General features: G+C 58.6%; 20 protein-coding genes. 14 read left to right on the forward strand and 6 right to left on the reverse strand.

Features of this window, described 5'->3' with window-relative positions; all coding sequences use genetic code 11:
• Nucleotides 1-10: 10 nt before the first annotated feature.
• A complete protein-coding gene (locus BXA01_RS09820; protein WP_041479858.1) occupies nucleotides 11-769 on the forward strand; it encodes an SDR family oxidoreductase in 759 nt (252 codons plus the stop codon).
• 132 nt (nucleotides 770-901) lie between these two features.
• Here the strand turns inward: BXA01_RS09820 and apbC are convergent, their stop codons facing one another.
• The gene (gene apbC, locus BXA01_RS09825; protein ID WP_024014150.1) at nucleotides 902-1,996 is read right to left on the reverse strand and encodes an iron-sulfur cluster carrier protein ApbC; all 1,095 of its coding nucleotides are present in this window, start codon (nucleotides 1,994-1,996) and stop codon (nucleotides 902-904) included.
• Nucleotides 1,997-2,314: 318 nt separating this feature from the next.
• Between apbC and metG the strand changes: the two genes are divergently transcribed.
• The 8 genes from metG (at nucleotide 2,315) to BXA01_RS09865 (ending at nucleotide 9,114) form a co-directional block, all read left to right on the forward strand.
• Nucleotides 2,315-4,366 carry a methionine--tRNA ligase gene (metG, locus tag BXA01_RS09830; protein WP_076563998.1) on the forward strand — a complete coding sequence of 684 codons (2,052 nt, stop codon included), beginning with the start codon at nucleotides 2,315-2,317 and terminating at the stop codon, nucleotides 4,364-4,366.
• Nucleotides 4,367-4,480: 114 nt separating this feature from the next.
• Nucleotides 4,481-5,050 (forward strand): Rnf-Nqr domain containing protein, encoded by a 570-nt coding sequence (locus tag BXA01_RS09835; RefSeq protein WP_076563999.1) that lies wholly within the window; start codon nucleotides 4,481-4,483, stop codon nucleotides 5,048-5,050.
• Nucleotides 5,047-6,051, forward strand: coding sequence for an electron transport complex subunit RsxB (gene rsxB, locus BXA01_RS09840; RefSeq protein ID WP_076564000.1), 1,005 nt, complete (start codon nucleotides 5,047-5,049; stop codon nucleotides 6,049-6,051). Before BXA01_RS09835 ends, rsxB begins: the two co-directional genes overlap by 4 nt.
• Nucleotides 6,038-7,021, forward strand: coding sequence for an RnfABCDGE type electron transport complex subunit D (locus BXA01_RS09845; RefSeq protein WP_076564001.1), 984 nt, complete (start codon nucleotides 6,038-6,040; stop codon nucleotides 7,019-7,021). Before rsxB ends, BXA01_RS09845 begins: the two co-directional genes overlap by 14 nt.
• Nucleotides 7,018-7,623, forward strand: coding sequence for an RnfABCDGE type electron transport complex subunit G (locus BXA01_RS09850; protein ID WP_076564002.1), 606 nt, complete (start codon nucleotides 7,018-7,020; stop codon nucleotides 7,621-7,623). The genes BXA01_RS09845 and BXA01_RS09850 overlap by 4 nt, the downstream gene beginning before the upstream one ends.
• Nucleotides 7,620-8,192, forward strand: a complete 573-nt coding sequence (locus BXA01_RS09855) for an Rnf-Nqr domain containing protein (RefSeq protein WP_056790011.1) — start codon at nucleotides 7,620-7,622, stop codon at nucleotides 8,190-8,192. The genes BXA01_RS09850 and BXA01_RS09855 overlap by 4 nt, the downstream gene beginning before the upstream one ends.
• The gene (nth, locus tag BXA01_RS09860; protein ID WP_016773410.1) at nucleotides 8,189-8,827 is read left to right on the forward strand and encodes an endonuclease III; all 639 of its coding nucleotides are present in this window, start codon (nucleotides 8,189-8,191) and stop codon (nucleotides 8,825-8,827) included. Before BXA01_RS09855 ends, nth begins: the two co-directional genes overlap by 4 nt.
• 107 nt (nucleotides 8,828-8,934) lie before the next feature.
• Entirely contained in the window at nucleotides 8,935-9,114 is a 180-nt protein-coding gene (locus BXA01_RS09865; protein ID WP_041479865.1) for a PA3496 family putative envelope integrity protein, read from the forward strand.
• An 88-nt stretch (nucleotides 9,115-9,202) separates the two neighbouring features.
• On the opposite strand, the gene BXA01_RS09870 is transcribed toward BXA01_RS09865, so the two are convergent.
• Nucleotides 9,203-9,829 carry a response regulator transcription factor gene (locus BXA01_RS09870; RefSeq protein WP_016773408.1) on the reverse strand — a complete coding sequence of 209 codons (627 nt, stop codon included), beginning with the start codon at nucleotides 9,827-9,829 and terminating at the stop codon, nucleotides 9,203-9,205.
• A gap of 466 nt (nucleotides 9,830-10,295) precedes the next feature.
• Between BXA01_RS09870 and BXA01_RS09875 the strand changes: the two genes are divergently transcribed.
• Nucleotides 10,296-10,997, forward strand: coding sequence for a hypothetical protein (locus BXA01_RS09875; RefSeq protein WP_076564003.1), 702 nt, complete (start codon nucleotides 10,296-10,298; stop codon nucleotides 10,995-10,997).
• Between the two features lie 116 nt (nucleotides 10,998-11,113).
• Here BXA01_RS09875 and BXA01_RS09880 read toward each other — a convergent pair whose 3' ends face one another.
• Together BXA01_RS09880 and BXA01_RS09885 are read right to left on the reverse strand one after the other, a co-directional pair.
• The gene (locus BXA01_RS09880; RefSeq protein WP_007953201.1) at nucleotides 11,114-12,331 is read right to left on the reverse strand and encodes an argininosuccinate synthase; all 1,218 of its coding nucleotides are present in this window, start codon (nucleotides 12,329-12,331) and stop codon (nucleotides 11,114-11,116) included.
• A gap of 129 nt (nucleotides 12,332-12,460) precedes the next feature.
• Complete coding sequence (locus BXA01_RS09885) at nucleotides 12,461-13,375, reverse strand: flagellar protein MotY (RefSeq protein ID WP_076564004.1); 915 nt, start codon at nucleotides 13,373-13,375, stop codon at nucleotides 12,461-12,463.
• Between the two features lie 160 nt (nucleotides 13,376-13,535).
• On the opposite strand from BXA01_RS09885, the gene pyrC reads away from it, so the two are divergent.
• Nucleotides 13,536-14,582 (forward strand): dihydroorotase, encoded by a 1,047-nt coding sequence (gene pyrC / locus BXA01_RS09890; RefSeq protein WP_076564005.1) that lies wholly within the window; start codon nucleotides 13,536-13,538, stop codon nucleotides 14,580-14,582.
• Entirely contained in the window at nucleotides 14,579-15,256 is a 678-nt protein-coding gene (gene rnt, locus BXA01_RS09895; RefSeq protein WP_016773404.1) for a ribonuclease T, read from the forward strand. Before pyrC ends, rnt begins: the two co-directional genes overlap by 4 nt.
• Before the next feature lie 74 nt (nucleotides 15,257-15,330).
• On the opposite strand, the gene BXA01_RS09900 is transcribed toward rnt, so the two are convergent.
• Nucleotides 15,331-15,933: a peroxiredoxin gene (locus BXA01_RS09900; RefSeq protein ID WP_003227723.1), complete on the reverse strand. Its 603-nt coding sequence runs from the start codon at nucleotides 15,931-15,933 to the stop codon at nucleotides 15,331-15,333.
• A gap of 312 nt (nucleotides 15,934-16,245) precedes the next feature.
• On the opposite strand from BXA01_RS09900, the gene BXA01_RS09905 reads away from it, so the two are divergent.
• Together BXA01_RS09905 and bfr are read left to right on the forward strand one after the other, a co-directional pair.
• Complete coding sequence (locus BXA01_RS09905; protein WP_003227725.1) at nucleotides 16,246-16,464, forward strand: bacterioferritin-associated ferredoxin; 219 nt, start codon at nucleotides 16,246-16,248, stop codon at nucleotides 16,462-16,464.
• A 201-nt stretch (nucleotides 16,465-16,665) separates the two neighbouring features.
• The gene (gene bfr / locus BXA01_RS09910; protein ID WP_016773403.1) at nucleotides 16,666-17,139 is read left to right on the forward strand and encodes a bacterioferritin; all 474 of its coding nucleotides are present in this window, start codon (nucleotides 16,666-16,668) and stop codon (nucleotides 17,137-17,139) included.
• Nucleotides 17,140-17,240: 101 nt separating this feature from the next.
• Here bfr and grxD read toward each other — a convergent pair whose 3' ends face one another.
• Nucleotides 17,241-17,582, reverse strand: coding sequence for a Grx4 family monothiol glutaredoxin (gene grxD / locus BXA01_RS09915; RefSeq protein WP_016773402.1), 342 nt, complete (start codon nucleotides 17,580-17,582; stop codon nucleotides 17,241-17,243).
• Nucleotides 17,583-17,606 lie beyond the last annotated feature (24 nt).

The raw sequence follows: 17,606 nt of genomic DNA on the forward strand, positions 1-17,606 counted from the left end.
GGACATGCGAATGCAACTCAACGACAAAGTAATCATTATCACCGGCGGTTGCCAGGGTTTGGGCCGTTCCATGGCCGAGTATTTCGCCGGCAAGGGCGCGAAACTGGCCCTGGTCGATCTGAATCAGGAAAAACTCGACGCCGCCGTGGCCGCCTGCAAAGCCAAGGGTGTCGAAGCGCGCAGCTACCTGTGCAACGTCGCCAATGAAGAACAGGTCGAGCACATGGTCGCGCAAGTGGCCGAAGACTTCGGCGCCATCCACGGCCTGATCAACAACGCCGGGATCCTGCGCGATGGTCTGCTGTTGAAGGTCAAGGACGGCGAGATGACCAAGATGAGCCTGGCCCAGTGGCAGGCGGTGATCGATGTCAACCTGACCGGCGTGTTCCTCTGCACCCGTGAGGTGGCGGCGAAGATGGTCGAGCTGAAAAACAGCGGTGCGATCATCAACATTTCCTCGATCTCCCGTGCGGGCAACGTCGGCCAGACCAACTATTCCGCAGCCAAGGCCGGCGTCGCAGCGGCGACCGTGACCTGGGCGAAGGAGCTGGCGCGTTACGGCATTCGCGTCGCGGGCATTGCGCCGGGCTTCATCGAAACCGAAATGACTTTGGGCATGAAACCGGAAGCGCTGGAGAAGATGACGTCGGGCATTCCGCTCAAGCGCATGGGCAAGCCCGAAGAGATCGCCCATTCGGCGGCGTATATCTTCGAGAACGACTACTACACCGGGCGGATTCTGGAGATGGATGGCGGCTTGCGAATCTAAGTAGCATTACAAAACCCAAAGTGGGAGCGAGCCTGCTCGCGAATGCGGTGTGTCATTCAACCCATTGGTTGTCTGATCTACCGCTTTCGCGAGCAGGCTCGCTCCCACAGGTTTTTCAGCGCCGCTAATGGATCAATCGTCGCTGATGGTGATATTCGGCATCGCCGGCGTGGCCGCTTCCTGCAAGACAATGCGCGCGCCGACGTGGCGGGCCAGTTCCTGATAGACCATGGCGATCTGGCTGTCCGGCTCGGCGATCACGGTTGGCTTGCCGCCATCGGCCTGTTCGCGGATCAGCATCGACAGCGGCAGCGAGGCCAGCAATTCGACGCCGTACTGGGTGGCCAGTTTCTCGCCACCACCTTCACCGAACAGATGCTCGGCATGCCCGCAGTTAGAGCAGATGTGCACCGCCATGTTTTCCACCACGCCGAGCACCGGAATGTTGACCTTGCGGAACATTTCCACGCCTTTGCGTGCGTCGAGCAGTGCCAGATCCTGCGGCGTGGTGACGATCACCGCACCCGCCACAGGGACTTTCTGCGCCAGAGTGAGTTGAATGTCGCCGGTGCCTGGCGGCATGTCGATGACCAGATAATCCAGATCGCCCCACGCGGTTTGCGTGACCAGTTGCAGCAGCGCCCCGGAAACCATCGGCCCGCGCCAGACCATCGGCGTGTTGTCGTCGGTCAGGAAGGCCATCGACATGACTTCCACGCCGTGAGCCTTGAGCGGCACGAACCACTTCTGATCCTTGACCTCGGGCCGGGTGCGCTCGGGAATGCCGAACATGATGCCCTGGCTCGGGCCGTAGATATCGGCGTCGAGGATGCCGACCTTGGCACCTTCCCGGGCCAGCGCCAGCGCGAGGTTGGCAGCCGTAGTGGATTTGCCCACTCCGCCCTTGCCGGAAGCGACGGCGACGACGTTCTTGACGTTGGCCAGCCCGGGAATCTGTGCCTGGGCCTTGTGCGCGGCGATCACGCTGGTGACCTCGACGCGAGCGATGACCACGCCGTCGAGGTTTTCGATGGCCAGTTGCAGCAATTGCGCCCAGCCGCTCTTGAACAGGCCGGCGGCGTAGCCGATTTCCAGCTGCACATTGACGCGGTCACCGATGATCTCGATGTTTTTCACGCACCCGGCGCTGACCGGGTCCTGGTTCAGGTAAGGGTCGGTGTATTGGCTGAGGACGGCTTCCACCGCTGCGCGAGTGACGGCGCTCATGGGCAACTCCGATAACAAGACTGGAAAAGATGGCGGCTATCGTACGCTGGACACCGATTTGAGGCGAACAGATTACTTGCGCTGAAAAGCCACTGTGGTGAGGGGATTTATCCCGTTCGGCTGCGCAGCAGTCGTAAAGCCATTGCACTCCGACTGTCTGATGCATCGAAATTTGCGTTTTTGGGGCGGCTTCGCCACCCAGCGGGGATAAATCCCCTCACCACACGAGCTCTCAAAGTACCCAGTGGCGCAGGGGTGAAAAATATGCGCCGGCGCTTTATAGTGGCCGACCTCCGTTTCATCAAGTAGCGAAGCCCCATGTCCGAGCCACGCAAGATCCTCGTCACCAGCGCCCTGCCCTACGCCAACGGTTCGATCCACCTTGGCCACATGCTGGAATACATCCAGACCGATATGTGGGTGCGCTTCCAGAAGCATCGCGGCAACCAATGCATTTATGTCTGCGCCGACGACGCCCACGGTTCGGCGATCATGCTGCGCGCGGAAAAGGAAGGCATCACCCCGGAACAACTGATCGCCAACGTACAGGCTGAACACAGCGCCGACTTTGCCGACTTTCTTGTCGATTTCGACAATTTCCACTCCACTCACGCCGAAGAAAACCGTGAGCTGTCGAGCCAGATCTACCTCAAGCTGCGTGACACCGGGCACATCGCCCAGCGCTCGATCACGCAGTATTTCGACCCGGAAAAGAAAATGTTCCTGGCCGACCGCTTCATCAAGGGCACCTGCCCGAAATGCGGCACCGAAGACCAGTACGGCGACAACTGCGAAAAATGCGGCGCGACCTACGCACCGACCGACCTGAAGGATCCGAAGTCGGCGATCTCCGGCGCCACACCGGTGCTCAAGGATTCCCAGCACTTCTTCTTCAAGCTGCCGGACTTCCAGGAAATGCTTCAGGCCTGGACCCGCAGCGGCACCCTGCAGGACGCCGTGGCCAACAAGATCGCCGAATGGCTGGATGCCGGCCTGCAGCAGTGGGACATCTCGCGCGATGCGCCGTACTTCGGCTTCGAGATTCCGGGCGAGCCGGGCAAGTATTTCTATGTGTGGCTGGATGCGCCGATCGGTTACATGGCCAGCTTCAAGAACCTCTGCAACCGTACGCCGGAGCTGGACTTCGACGCGTTCTGGGGCAAGGACTCGACTGCCGAGCTATATCACTTCATCGGCAAGGACATCGTCAATTTCCACGCGCTGTTCTGGCCAGCGATGCTTGAAGGCGCCGGCTACCGCAAGCCGACCGGCATCAACGTGCACGGCTACCTGACCGTCAACGGCCAGAAAATGTCCAAGTCGCGCGGCACCTTCATCAAGGCCCGCACTTATCTCGATCATCTGTCGCCGGAATACCTGCGCTATTACTACGCGGCCAAGCTTGGCCGTGGCGTCGACGACCTCGACCTGAACCTCGAAGACTTCGTGCAGAAGGTCAACTCCGACCTGGTCGGCAAAGTGGTCAACATCGCCAGCCGTTGCGCCGGGTTTATCCACAAAGGCAACGGCGGCCTGCTGGTCGACAACAATGCCGCGCCGGAGCTGACCGAGGCCTTCCTCGCTGCCGCACCGAGCATTGCCGACGCTTACGAAGCCCGCGATTTTGCCCGCGCGATGCGTGAAATCATGGCCCTGGCTGACCGCGCCAACGCGTGGATCGCCGACAAGGCCCCGTGGTCGCTGAACAAGCAGGAAGGCAAGCAGGATGAAGTCCAGGCGATCTGCGCCACCGGCATCAACCTGTTCCGCCAGTTGGTGATCTTCCTCAAACCGGTACTGCCGCTGCTGGCCGCTGATGCCGAGGCGTTCCTCAACGTCGCGCCGCTGACCTGGAATGACCACACCACCCTGCTGGCTAATCACCAGCTCAACGAATTCAAACCGTTGATGACCCGCATCGACCCGGTAAAAGTGCAAGCCATGACCGACGCATCGAAAGAAGACCTGACCGCCAGCCAGACCGACACCGGCGAAGCCAAGCCTGCGGGCAACGGCGAACTGGCCAAGGATCCGCTGTCGCCGGAAATCGATTTCGACGCCTTTGCCGCCATCGATTTGCGCGTCGCTTTGATCGTCAAGGCCGAACACGTCGAAGGCGCGGACAAGCTGCTGCGCCTGACCCTGGACATCGGTGACGAGCAACGCAACGTGTTCTCCGGGATCAAGAGCGCCTACCCGGACCCGTCCAAGCTCGACGGTCGCCTGACCATGATGATCGCCAACCTCAAGCCACGGAAAATGAAGTTCGGTATTTCCGAAGGCATGGTGATGGCGGCGGGCCCTGGTGGTGAAGAGATCTACCTGCTGAGCCCGGACAGCGGCGCCAAGCCGGGTCAGCGCATCAAGTAAGAGGTTGCCGTAAAACGATCCCACCGACGTGCTCTGCATGCCGGTGGGATTTTTCATATCTGGCCCGATAGTGCCTACCCTTAAGAGACACCCGCCCGTTTCGCTGGCAGAACCATGACCGAACTCGTGTTAACGCTGATCAGTGCTGCGCTGCTCAACAACTTGGTGTTGCACTGGCCGCTGGGCGTCGCTCCGCTGTTGGCGGGCAGCCGACGCCAGGTCCATGCGCTGGGATTGGCGACGTTGTGCCTGATGGTGGTGGTCGGCGTTATCGGTCAGGCGATCTGGCAGTGGATACTGCTGCCGTTGCAGCTTGAAGCGCTGCGCCTGTTCGTGTTTCTGCCGTTGAGTGTGTTGTTGATCGCGCCGCTGCTGAAGCTGCTGGCGCGCAGTCTGCCGGTTTGGCCGTTCGCTGGATTGTGGCCGCTGCTGCTCGGCAATGCCGGCGTACTCGGGCTGGCGTTGATCAATGCGCAAAACGATCATGGCCTGCTGCACGCGACAGCTTTGAGTTTGGGTGCAGGGCTGGGTTTCTGGCTGGTATTGAGTGTGTTCTGCGACCTGCGCGAGCGCACGGTCGACAACGATATTCCCCTGCCCTTTCGCGGCCTGCCGATCGATCTGATCAGCGCTGGACTGGTCGCAGTGATTTTTCTCGGATTCAGTGGATTGATCAAAACATGAGTCTGATTCAACGCATCGATGCCCTGCTGCCGCAGACCCAATGTGGCAAGTGCGGCCATCCCGGATGCAAACCCTATGCGCAAGGCATTGTTGATGGCGAGCCGATCAACAAGTGCCCGCCGGGCGGCGAGGAGACTATCGCCGCCCTGGCCGATCTGTTGAAAATACCGGTCCTGGAACTGGACATCAGCCGTGGCCCGGCACCGCCGCAAATCGCCTTCATCCGCGAGGCCGAATGCATCGGCTGCACCAAATGCATTCAGGCCTGCCCGGTCGACGCCATCGTCGGCGCGGCAAAACTCATGCACACGGTGCTGATCGACGAGTGCACCGGTTGTGATCTGTGCGTTGCGCCATGCCCGGTCGACTGCATAGAAATGCATCCTTTGCCTGCGAACACGATCCCAGTGGTTGGCGGTCTCGCCTTCGATCTCGAAGAACAGCGCGCACGCGCTGAAAAGCGTGACCATGCGCGCCAGCGTTTCGAGCGACGCAACCAGCGCTTGCTGCATGAAGAACAGCAAAAGCAGGCTGAACGTGAAGCGCGAGCCGCCCGTGCGGCACAATCGCAAGTCTCGACCGCCGATCCGGTGCAGGCTGCACTTGAGCGGGTGCGCGCACAAAAAGCCGCTAACGCCGATGCGGCGCTGAAGAAGGCCAAGGTCGATGTGGCGATGAGTCGAGCGCAACTGCACAAATCGCTGAAAGCCTTCGGTCACCCGCCGACGTTCGAGCAGCAGTCGCAATTGATCGTCCTGCAGCAACAATTCGAAGCCGCCGAGCAAGCGCTGGCGAAGCTGGAAAGCAGCCAACCGGTGATTCCCGCCGTTTCTGCTCCGAGCAACGACGCGGAGTTGAAACGGGCGAAAATTCAACTGGCCATGCGCCGCGCCGAGTTGAAAAAGGCTCAGGCAGCGGAGTCTGCGCCGGAGCAGATCGCAGCCCTGGAGCAAGCCGTGACTGACGCCGAGCGCCAGGTGCAAGACCATGCCACCCCTTGAGGCAGCGGACGATCGCCTGCAACAGGCGATGAATACCGTGCTGCTCGCAGCGCTGCCGGGGCTGCTCGCTTTGTTCTGGCTGTATGGCTGGGGCGTGTTGATCAACCTTTCCCTGGCGGTTGTCAGTGCTTTGCTCGTCGAAGCGGGCGTCGCCTGTCTGCGTCGGCAAACGGTGCAAGCGGCAATGCGTGATGGCAGCGCGCTGGTCAGTGCGATGTTGCTGGCCGCCGCGCTGCCGGCTTATTGCCCTTGGTGGCTGACGGTCATTGCGACCGCTTCAGGTCTGTTGTTCGGCAAACATCTGTATGGCGGCGTCGGCAAAAACCCGTTCAACCCGGCGATGCTTGGCTTTGTCCTGAGCATGGTGCTGTTCCCGCAAGCGATGACCCATTGGCCCGCTCATGGCCTGGACTTTCTTGCGGCGCTGCAACAGGTTTTCAGTCCAGCGCAGGCGCCGGACGCTTGGGTGCAAGCCACGGCACTGGACAGTCTGCGCATCAATAAAAGCCTGACCATGCAGGAGCTGTTCGCCAGCAACCCGGCCTTCGGCCGCTTCGGCGGGCGCGGTGTGGAATGGGTGAATCTGGCGTTTCTGCTCGGCGGCCTGTGGCTGTTGCAGCGGCGGATCTTTTCCTGGCACGCACCGGTGGGCATGCTCGCCAGTCTGTTCGTCATCAGCCTGTTGTGCTGGAACGGCTCGGGGTCGGATTCCCATGGTTCGCCGCTGTTTCACCTGTTCAGCGGCGCGACCATGCTCGGTGCATTTTTTATTGTGACCGAGCCGGTGTCCGGCGCGAAAAGCGCCCTTGCCCGCCTGCTGTTCGGTGTTGGCGTCGGCCTGCTGACTTACCTGATTCGCACGTGGGGTGGTTACCCGGACGGCGTCGCGTTTGCGGTGTTGCTGATGAATCTTCTGGTGCCGGCACTCGAACGCTTCGCCCTCAGCCGCCAATCGAAGGTGAACGCGTGAACCGCTCAGCGAGTGTCGCGACGGTGGTGCTGCTGGCACTCGTTGGCGTGAGTGCGACATACGTGTTGCAGCGCAGCAGTGCACCGCAGATTGCCAGCGAGCAGCGCTTGCTCGACAGCCGCAAATTGCTTGATGTCATGCCTGCCGCGCTCTACGACAATCAGCCGCTGGAGCAACCGCTGACGCTCGCCGAGCCTGCTTTGCGCCATAGCACGCTGTCGGGCGGCTATCGAGCGACCCGCTCCGGACAGACAGTCGCAGTGCTGTTGCGCAGTCGCAGTGAAGGTTACGCAGGTACTCTGGAACTGCTGATTGCCATTGATGCTAATGGCAAACTTTTAGGCGTGAAAACCCTTGAGCAGCGCGAAACGCCAGGATTGGGTGGTTACATCGGTGAATGGCCGAATGCCTGGCTTCAGGCCTTCGTCGGCAAATCCCGTACTGAGCCGACAGACGCCGGTTGGGCGCTGAAAAAGGATCAGGGGCAGTTCGATCAGATCGCTGGCGCGACCATTACCTCCCGTGCCGCCATTGACGCAATTCATGACGCACTGCGTTATTTCGACGAGCATCGGGCGCTGCTGTTGGGGACTGGCCCATGAAGCGCACGGTGAATTTATTGATGCTGGTGCCGCTACTGGGCGCCACACCAACATTCAGCGCTGCACTGGGGATAACCTTGATGCTCAGCGCGGTACTCGGTGTATTTGCCGTCTGCATGTCGCCGCTGCGCGAGCGCCTGACGGGCACCCGTGCCTTGCTCGCGAGCCTGATACTTGCTGCGACGTTGACCAGTTGCGCAGATATTGTGGCGCAACGCTGGTTTTTGCCATGGCAGCAGACGTCTGAGCTCTACATAGGGCTGATCGCCTTGCACTGCGTCGTGCTTGAATACCACGGTGCCTTCCGCGACCCCGTCGCTGTCAGCTTCAAACGCTGCGCCATGTTCGGCGCGCTCATGCTGGTAGTCGGCGGGCTGCGCGAGATTATCGGTTATGGCAGCCTTGGCCGAGGCCTTTCGGAGCATTGGCCAGGTCTGGTTTTGTTCCCCGAAGGGCTGCGTCTGATTACGCTGGTTCCCGGCGCTTTCGTTTTACTGGGCCTGCTTCTCGCCGCCCGTCAGGCGTGGACACGCCGCAACTCTGTCATCAAGGAAACGCATCGCCCATGAATGCTGCAAAACGTCTTGAGATATTTCGCCGACTGCACGAAGACAATCCCGAGCCGAAAACCGAACTGGCCTACTCTTCGCCGTTCGAGCTGCTGATTGCGGTGATTCTTTCGGCGCAGTCCACCGATGTCGGCGTCAACAAGGCGACTGCCAAACTCTTTCCCGTCGCCAATACACCCGCCGCTATTCATGCGCTGGGTGTCGAGGGGCTGTCCGAGTACATCAAGACCATCGGCCTCTACAACAGCAAGGCGAAAAACGTCATCGAAACCTGCCGTCTGCTGGTTGAGCGTCATGGCGGTGAAGTCCCGCAAACCCGGGAAGAACTGGAAGCCCTGCCGGGCGTCGGACGCAAGACCGCCAACGTGGTGCTCAACACCGCTTTCCGTCAATTGACCATGGCGGTCGACACGCACATTTTCCGCGTCAGCAATCGCACCGGCATCGCGCCGGGAAAAAATGTGGTGGAAGTTGAAATGAAGTTGATGAAGTTTGTACCGAAAGAATTCCTGCTCGACTCCCATCACTGGCTGATTTTGCACGGTCGTTATGTGTGCCTGGCGCGTAAACCGCGCTGTGGCAGCTGCCGCATCGAAGATCTGTGCGAATACAAACATAAAACTTCTGACGATTGAGCCGTCATCGGTTTTTCGTATCCATCGATTGAAAAAATCTTTTTTACCCGCCGCAGTAATGTCGATATAAGGAGCGCCAAAGGCAGTCTTAGCCGGGAGTTGACTTCATGAGTACCGACACAGAGCAACTGGATGTAGAAGAAGATCTTATTGCCACCGACGCCGATGAGGTCGAACCGGTGGTTGAAGTGGCCAAGACCAACCTTAGCAAGCGTCGCACAATCGACAACCTGCTTGAGGAGCGCCGACTGCAAAGGCAATTGGCCGACTACGATTATGATCTGTGATATCTGAAGGCCTCCCGAGACGGAGGCTTTTCATTTTCTGCGACAACCGAGCTTGATCGGCCCATGACGTTCTCAGCTGTCGAATAGTTCAAACCAGGCCGTTACGCTGCGCCAGCTCGATCAGATCAACCAGAGAACGCGCATTGAGTTTCAGCAACAGACGAGTCTTGTATGTGCTCACAGTCTTGTTGCTCAAGAACATGCCGTCGGCGATTTCCTTGTTGGTCTTGCCGCGCGCCAACTGCTGCAACACCATCATTTCCCGGCCGGACAGACGATCCACCATGTCCGCTTCGCTCGCATTGCCCAGACTGGTACGCACGGTGTGCAGGGCCTGATTGGGGAAATAGCTGTAGCCGGACAGAACTGCCTTGATCGCACTGAGCAATTCGGTCAGATCCTGCTGTTTGCACACGTAACCCGCTGCGCCCGATTGCATGCAACGCATTGAAAAATGCCCGGGAGCCTGGGAAGTCAGCACCAGCACTTTCACCGGCATGGCAGTGGAGGTCAGGCGCGCAATAACTTCCAGTCCGTCGAGTTTGGGTATTCCAATATCCAGAATGACAAGATCCGGTATTTGTTCACGAGCAATTTGTAGTGCATCAACGCCATTATCCGTTTCTGCAATGACTTCGTAGCCATGCCGTTCCATCAGCATACGTACCGCAAGTCGAATGACGGGGTGGTCATCCACGATCAGCACTTTATTCATGGGCAAGTCCAGTTTTCGCTGTTCGAATTTTTAGAACACGCACGATATCCCAGTCACTTGCTTCACGGCATGGCAACTTTTACACGCATTTGCATCCAGAGACATTCCCTACAGGCATTGAGGATAATTCCCACAAATTCGCTGCCCTTGCCCCATTGCAACCGCCTTCCGATCTTTCATACGACGGTGGAGTTTGATCTTCATGCAGCCGAGTCCTACGCCGTGGTGGGTCGTTGGAAAACTTCAACAGGTGCAATTACGAAACTTCATACACGATGATTTACCTGTCAAATTGGCCTTGGGCAAGCACTGGGACATATGACGTAACGAACCGACACAACCACCTGTTCGACACAACATCGTTGATTCTATAAAACTTTAGTTAACAGCCGCGCACTTACACAAGCGCCTTTGCTATCGCTGAAATAACCAACTTAAATTCGACAAACTACGTAGAAGCAAAACAATGCTAAAGATAAAAAACAAAATCACCAACCCCATGACAGTCATCGCCATATTTGCAATTCTTTCGGAAACTTCGGCGGCGGTATCGTTACCGTTTCTTGACAATAAGGACCGAGAAATTTATGTCTGGTTTTTGATCAGCTTTCCCTTTTACTTGTTATTCCTGTTCTTTATCACTCTCAACTTCAATCATCGCTCGCTTTACTCGCCTTCAGACTTCGGCAAAGACAAAAGCTTTTTGAAAACCACTCAAAATAACCAGAGGGACGAATCCTTTCGCGAAGCAGGCGAGCGTTGCGCTTTTGAGCTGACCAGTTGCATCGTGTCGGGTAAAACCGGACCAGGCCGATTCCCGATTCCCTGCAGGGTTCACAACGCGCCGGACCCACCGCTCGGTCCACGCGACCGAACCCATCCGGTTGTGCAGAATATCAAGCTGTCACCCTGGGTAAGTGAACTGAACATCATTGACGCAAGAGGCATTGATGCAGCGAAGGAATTCGATGCCATCTTCGAAACGCTAAAAGGCGTCGATAAAAAGCACGCGCGGGTTCTCGTATTTCTTTGTAATCATGCGTCGGACGCGATTGCCCACTCCGCATTGCAACAGATCAGGCAGGCCAAGAAAGGCTCAGGAGCCACACTGTGCATCGTATATAACCTGTGTTCGCAGACGGTGACATTACTGGGACGAACCAGCTGAACCGGGTCAAGACTGCGCGCAGACACACGAGGGAGCCTGATGAACCAGAAAAAAATGTTAAAAAAAAGGCGGCCCTGCACAGGCCGCCTTTTTTATTGCGCGTCGGTCTGAGCTACTCAGAACAACTTGCGGCCCTTGTTGGCAGCAATGCGCATGCGCAGCGCGTTGAGCTTGATGAAGCCCGCCGCATCCGCCTGATTGTAAGCACCGCCGTCTTCTTCGAAGGTGGCGATGTTGGCGTCGAACAGCGAATCGTCGGACTTGCGGCCGGTCACGATGACGTTGCCCTTGTACAGCTTCAGGCGCACTACGCCGTTCACGTTGACCTGCGAAGCATCGATCATCTGTTGCAGCATCAGACGCTCAGGGCTCCACCAGTAGCCGGTGTAGATCAGGCTGGCGTACTTGGGCATCAGCTCGTCTTTGAGGTGAGCGACTTCGCGGTCCAGGGTGATCGATTCGATCGCCCGGTGAGCGCGCAGCATGATGGTGCCACCCGGGGTCTCGTAGCAGCCACGGGACTTCATGCCGACGTAACGGTTTTCGACGATGTCGAGACGACCGATGCCGTGCTCGCCGCCGATCTTGTTCAGCGTCGCCAGTACGGTGGCCGGGGTCATTTCGACGCCGTCCAGTGCGACGATGTCGCCGTTGCGGTAAGTCAGTTCCAGGTACTGCGGGGTGTCGGGAGCCTTCTCCGGGGAGACGGTCCAGCGCCACATGTCTTCCTCGTGCTCGGTCCAGGTGTCTTCCAGCACGCCGCCTTCATAGGAGATGTGCAGCAGGTTGGCGTCCATCGAGTACGGGGATTTCTTCTTGCCGTGGCGTTCGATCGGGATCGCGTGCTTCTCGGCGTAGTCCATCAGCTTCTCGCGGGACAGCAGGTCCCACTCGCGCCAAGGGGCGATCACTTTCACGCCTGGCTTGAGCGCGTAGGCGCCCAGTTCGAAGCGCACCTGGTCGTTGCCCTTGCCGGTGGCGCCATGGGAAATGGCGTCGGCGCCGGTTTCATTGGCGATTTCGATCAGGCGCTTGGCGATCAGCGGACGGGCGATGGAAGTACCCAGCAGGTACTCGCCTTCGTAAACGGTGTTGGCGCGGAACATCGGGAACACGAAATCACGCACGAACTCTTCGCGCAGATCGTCGATGTAGATTTCTTTGACGCCCATGGCCTGAGCCTTGGCGCGGGCCGGCTCGACCTCTTCGCCTTGACCGAGATCGGCGGTGAAAGTCACCACTTCACAGTTATAAGTATCCTGCAGCCACTTAAGGATCACCGAAGTGTCCAGGCCGCCGGAATACGCCAGAACGACCTTGTTTACGTCCGCCATGCCATCACTCCACGGGGTTCTACGGAAAGCCGGGGAGTCTACCGCTCAAACGCGATAATTTACAGAGGCGCGACAGCTTAAGACGACAAAGCGACAGAATCTGTCGAGAGCGCGACGATGACCGGCGAGTCAGGAAGTCGCTGCGGCGGTGGCTGGCGTACCCGCTTGCGGTGCCGGCGCAGGGGCTGTGGTCGGCGCCACACGCGACAATTTCACGTTGACCCGACGATTCTTCGCACGATTGGCCTTGCTGGTATTCGGCACGATCGGATACTGCTCGCCGTGGAAACGCACGGTGATCTGCGATTCCTGAATGCCGTTGGCCTTGAAGAAATCCACCACCGCCAGCGCGCGGCGGCGCGACAATTCGCGGTTGGTCAGACGATTGCCGCTGTTGTCGGAATGACCGTCGAGGTCGATGTGGTTCACCGTCGGGTCGGCCTTCATGTATTCGAGCATCACTTGCAGCTTGGCCTTGGCAGCCGGGTCCAGCTCAACGCCTTCGCCGGGGAAGCCGATCTGCGACTGCTTGATCTGGTCGAAATTCTGCGGCAGCAATTTCGCCACACAGCCTTGATAGTCGTTGAACGCCTTGCTGAATTTCACCGGCAACAAACGCACTTCCGACACCCGGCCATCGCCAGACGCACGGCGAACTACCGGGCTGCGGCCATCCAGCAGACCGCTGATCAGCCCACCGGCCTGGGATTGCGAGCTGTTGAACAACACATTGCCGCTGCCCAGCCGTACCGAGCCCAGATTGATGTCGCCACGCCCCGGCTGCCACGGTGCAGCGGCAGCGAGCAGCGTCGCCGAACCACCGCCAAGCATGGCGTTGTAGGCATTCAGGCGAAAGATCGCCTGCTCACCGGCCTTGCGCACGAACTCGCCCGAGCCGAAATCGGTGATCGGTTGCGTCAGGCGGCATTCGAACTGGTCGCCGGCGACCGTCCACTCAATGTTCTCCAGACGGGTCTGGTAAGTCAGCGCCATCGCGGGAAGGCTGGCAAACACACTGAGCAGGGCTAAATAACGCTGGCGCACGGGAGGCTCCATTGGCTTGTGAAACACAAACACCGATTCACACAATGTTTACGGCATACCTTCGGGATATCGGACGCTTGTGGCAAAACTTGATAGCGGGTGCCTGCAAGAGTCTTTTCCGGTAGCATTCGCCTCAGTTTGACCCGCCTGGAATCCCCTCATGACCGACCGCCTGACCCTGCTGCGTCCCGACGACTGGCACATTCATCTTCGCGATGGTGCCGTGTTGACCAATACCGTTGCCGATGTGGCCCGCACCTTCGGGCGCGCGATCATCATGCCGAACCTGGTACCGCCGGTGCGCAACGCCGCTGAAGCCGACGGCTATCGTCAGCGCATTCTCGCTGCCCGCCCGGCCGGCAGTCAGTTCGAGCCGTTGATGGTGCTGTACCTCACCGACCGCACCCAACCGGAAGAAATTCGTCAGGCCAAGGCCAGCGGTTTCGTCTACGCCGCCAAGCTCTATCCGGCCGGCGCGACCACCAACTCCGATTCCGGCGTGACCAGCATCGACAAGATCTTCCCGGCGCTGGAAGCCATGGCCGAAGTCGGCATGCCGCTGTTGATCCACGGTGAGGTCACCCGTGGCGACGTCGATGTGTTCGACCGCGAAAAGATTTTCATCGACGAGCACATGCGCCGCGTGGTCGAGCGTTTCCCGACACTGAAAGTGGTGTTCGAACACATCACCACTGGCGACGCCGTGCAGTTCGTCAACGAGGCTTCGGCCAACGTCGGCGCGACCATCACCGCGCATCACCTGCTGTACAACCGCAACCACATGCTGGTCGGTGGGATTCGGCCGCACTTCTACTGCTTGCCGATTCTCAAGCGCAACACCCATCAGGAAGCCTTGCTCGACGCCGCCACCAGTGGCAGCGCCAAGTTCTTCCTCGGCACCGACTCGGCGCCCCACGCCCAGCACGCCAAGGAAGCCGCCTGCGGTTGCGCCGGTTGCTACACCGCCTACGCCGCCATCGAGATGTATGCCGAAGCGTTTGAACAGCGTAATGCGCTGGACAAGCTCGAAGCCTTCGCCAGCCTCAACGGCCCGCGTTTCTACGGCCTGCCGGCAAACACCGATCGCATCACCCTGGTTCGCGAAGAATGGACCGCCCCGACCAGTCTGCCATTTGGCGAGCTGACCGTTATCCCGCTGCGCGCCGGTGAAAAACTGCGCTGGCGCCTGCTGGAGGAACACGCGTGAGTGAAGACAATTTCGACGATGAGCTGGACGGTCAAGGTGGCGGCGGCGGTTCCCGTCATCCGATGGCAGCGCGTTTTCGCGGCTACCTGCCGGTTGTCGTCGACGTAGAAACCGGTGGCTTCAACGCAGCCACCGATGCCTTGCTGGAGATTGCCGCGACCACCATCGCCATGGATGAAAAGGGTTTCGTCTACCCGGATCACACCTACTTCTTCCGCGTCGAGCCGTTTGAAGGTGCGAACGTTGAAGCGGCAGCGCTGGAGTTCACCGGGATCAAGCTTGATCATCCGCTGCGCATGGCCGTCAGCGAAGAAACCGCACTGACCGACATTTTCCGTGGCATCCGCAAGGCCCTGAAAGCCAACGGCTGCAAACGGGCGATTCTGGTCGGGCACAACAGCAGTTTCGACCTGGGCTTCCTCAACGCAGCAGTTGCGCGCCTGGACATGAAGCGCAACCCGTTCCACCCGTTCTCCAGTTTCGACACCGCGACCTTGGCGGGTCTGGCGTACGGTCAGACCGTGCTGGCGAAAGCCTGTCAGGCCGCCGGCATCGATTTCGACGGTCGTGAGGCGCACTCGGCGCGCTACGACACCGAAAAGACCGCTGAGCTGTTCTGCGGCATCGTCAATCGCTGGAAGCAGATGGGCGGCTGGGAAGACTTCGACGACTGATCCTCGACGAACAAATCCCGCGCATAAAAAAACCGGCCACATGGGCCGGTTTTTTTGTACCTCGACGTTGCGCCTTACAGGGCAGCAGCGTTCTCGGTCAGGTAAGCCGCAACGCCTTCCGGCGAAGCGTTCATGCCTTTGTCGCCTTTCTTCCAGTTGGCCGGGCAGACTTCGCCGTGCTCTTCGTGGAATTGCAGCGCGTCGACCAGACGGATCAGCTCTTCCATGTTACGGCCCAGCGGCAGGTCGTTGATGATCTGCGAGCGAACCACGCCTTTGTCGTCGATCAGGAACGCGCCGCGGAAAGCCACGCCGCCTTCGGATTCAACGTCGTATGCCTTGGCGATGTCGTGCTTCATGTCGGCAGCCATGGTGTATTTCACCTGGCCGATGCCGCCATTGTTCACTGGAGTGTTGCGCCAGGCGTTGTGGGTGAAGTGCGAGTCGATCGACACAGCGATCACTTCAACGTTGCGTGCCTTGAAGTCAGCCATGCGGTTGTCCAGAGCGATCAGCTCGGACGGGCAGACGAAGGTGAAGTCCAGCGGGTAGAAGAACACCAGGCCGTATTTGCCTTTGATGGCCGAGGACAGGGTGAAGCTGTCAACGATCTCGCCATTGCCGAGTACGGCCGGGACGGTGAAGTCTGGGGCTTGTTTGCCTACGAGTACGCTCATTGATATCTCCTGGTGTAGAAACTTGAAGTTCAGGGTCCGGGCCAGCCTGTCACCCTCAGGCGACAGCCCTGTGACACGAACCCTCTTCGCAAGGGACGACCATCATACACTGCGTGTTTGGCCTGTCCGTAACGGATTTTCCCTGTTCGGTTATCCACTGCGTATTCATGGGGTCAGACGAGCATTTGGAAAATACCGTTCGTCAGTCGCTGGGAAATTGGCTGCGAAGCGTTCCGAAAGCACTTTGACAATCATTCTCGTTAACATTAAGATCCATCGCAATTGAGCCACAACCAGCGACGGTTCTTACTTATGTATGTTTGCCTCTGCACTGGCGTCACCGACGGACAGATCCGCGAAGCGATCTATGAAGGTTGCTGCAGCTACAAAGAAGTTCGCCAGGCCACCGGCGTCGCCAGCCAGTGCGGCAAATGCGCCTGCCTTGCCAAGGAAGTGGTCCGCGAAACCCTGACCAAGCTGCAAACCGCCCAGGCCGCGATCCCTTACCCGGTAGAATTTACTGCTGCGTAAATGCCCCCATTTCAAAGAACCGGACTAGATGTCCGGTTTTTTTATGCCTGAAAATCAATTGCTTAGCGCCCAGACGCGGAACACAAACATTCTTATTCCGATTAATTTTCATTTATTATTCAATAACTTAGGTTTGACACTTATAACTGCCAAGCTCAAACTCCGCCTTATATACGGTTAATACAGGGCAGGACTCCGATCATGAAAGGCGACATTACAGTCATCCAGCATCTCAACAAGATCCTTGCCAATGAGCTGGTCGCGATCAATCAGTACTTCCTGCATGCACGCATGTATGAAGATTGGGGTCTGAACAAGCTCGGCAAGCACGAATACCACGAATCCATCGACGAGATGAAACACGCGGACAAGCTGATCAAGCGCATCCTGTTCCTTGAAGGCCTGCCGAACGTCCAGGACCTGGGCAAGCTGCACATCGGCGAACACACCCGCGAAATGCTCGAATGCGACCTGCGCATCGAAAAGACCGGCCACGCTGACCTGAAAGCCGCCATCGCCCATTGCGAAACCGTTGGCGACTTCGGCAGCCGTGAACTGCTCGAAGACATTCTCGAGTCGGAAGAAGAACACATCGACTGGCTGGAAACCCAGCTCGGCCTGATCGACAAGATCGGTCTGGAAAACTATCTGCAGTCGCAGATGGGCGAAGAGTGATCTGACCCTCGCAAGATACTAAAAAGCCCCGCCCTCTTTCGAGGTGCGGGGCTTTTTTATCGCCGGGATTTCAGAGGTTGCGAAATCCCTGCAGGAGCGAATCAGGCTTCGGACTTGTTCGCCGCTGCCGCTTCGACAGCTGCCTTGATGGTGCTTTGCAGCGAACCGTCTGCAGCCATCTCGGTCATGATGTCGCTGCCGCCGACCAGTTCACCGCCGACCCACAGTTGCGGGAAAGTCGGCCAGTTGGCGTATTTTGGCAGGTTGGCGCGGATTTCCGGGTTCTGCAGGATGTCCACGTACGCGAACTTTTCACCACAGGCCATCACGGCTTGCGCAGCTTTTGCGGAGAAGCCGCACTGCGGGGCATTCGGCGAGCCTTTCATGTAAAGCAGAATGGTGTTGTTGGCAATCTGCTCTTTAATCGTTTCGATGATATCCATGGAGCACCTCGGCTGAACTTTCCG

This window comes from Pseudomonas sp. B10, assembly GCF_900156235.1.
Classification (GTDB): domain Bacteria; phylum Pseudomonadota; class Gammaproteobacteria; order Pseudomonadales; family Pseudomonadaceae; genus Aquipseudomonas; species Aquipseudomonas siliginis.

What these genes read in the sequence shown, in the direction of transcription:
- BXA01_RS09820 (WP_041479858.1), top strand. Translation starts at nt 11, where the DNA reads ATGCAACTCAACGACAAAGTAATCATTATCACCGGCGGTTGCCAGGGT.
- apbC (WP_024014150.1), bottom strand. Translation starts at nt 1,996, where the DNA reads ATGAGCGCCGTCACTCGCGCAGCGGTGGAAGCCGTCCTCAGCCAATAC.
- metG (WP_076563998.1), top strand. Translation starts at nt 2,315, where the DNA reads ATGTCCGAGCCACGCAAGATCCTCGTCACCAGCGCCCTGCCCTACGCC.
- BXA01_RS09835 (WP_076563999.1), top strand. Translation starts at nt 4,481, where the DNA reads ATGACCGAACTCGTGTTAACGCTGATCAGTGCTGCGCTGCTCAACAAC.
- rsxB (WP_076564000.1), top strand. Translation starts at nt 5,047, where the DNA reads ATGAGTCTGATTCAACGCATCGATGCCCTGCTGCCGCAGACCCAATGT.
- BXA01_RS09845 (WP_076564001.1), top strand. Translation starts at nt 6,038, where the DNA reads ATGCCACCCCTTGAGGCAGCGGACGATCGCCTGCAACAGGCGATGAAT.
- BXA01_RS09855 (WP_056790011.1), top strand. Translation starts at nt 7,620, where the DNA reads ATGAAGCGCACGGTGAATTTATTGATGCTGGTGCCGCTACTGGGCGCC.
- nth (WP_016773410.1), top strand. Translation starts at nt 8,189, where the DNA reads ATGAATGCTGCAAAACGTCTTGAGATATTTCGCCGACTGCACGAAGAC.
- BXA01_RS09865 (WP_041479865.1), top strand. Translation starts at nt 8,935, where the DNA reads ATGAGTACCGACACAGAGCAACTGGATGTAGAAGAAGATCTTATTGCC.
- BXA01_RS09870 (WP_016773408.1), bottom strand. Translation starts at nt 9,829, where the DNA reads ATGAATAAAGTGCTGATCGTGGATGACCACCCCGTCATTCGACTTGCG.
- BXA01_RS09875 (WP_076564003.1), top strand. Translation starts at nt 10,296, where the DNA reads ATGCTAAAGATAAAAAACAAAATCACCAACCCCATGACAGTCATCGCC.
- BXA01_RS09880 (WP_007953201.1), bottom strand. Translation starts at nt 12,331, where the DNA reads ATGGCGGACGTAAACAAGGTCGTTCTGGCGTATTCCGGCGGCCTGGAC.
- pyrC (WP_076564005.1), top strand. Translation starts at nt 13,536, where the DNA reads ATGACCGACCGCCTGACCCTGCTGCGTCCCGACGACTGGCACATTCAT.
- BXA01_RS09900 (WP_003227723.1), bottom strand. Translation starts at nt 15,933, where the DNA reads ATGAGCGTACTCGTAGGCAAACAAGCCCCAGACTTCACCGTCCCGGCC.
- BXA01_RS09905 (WP_003227725.1), top strand. Translation starts at nt 16,246, where the DNA reads ATGTATGTTTGCCTCTGCACTGGCGTCACCGACGGACAGATCCGCGAA.
- bfr (WP_016773403.1), top strand. Translation starts at nt 16,666, where the DNA reads ATGAAAGGCGACATTACAGTCATCCAGCATCTCAACAAGATCCTTGCC.
- grxD (WP_016773402.1), bottom strand. Translation starts at nt 17,582, where the DNA reads ATGGATATCATCGAAACGATTAAAGAGCAGATTGCCAACAACACCATT.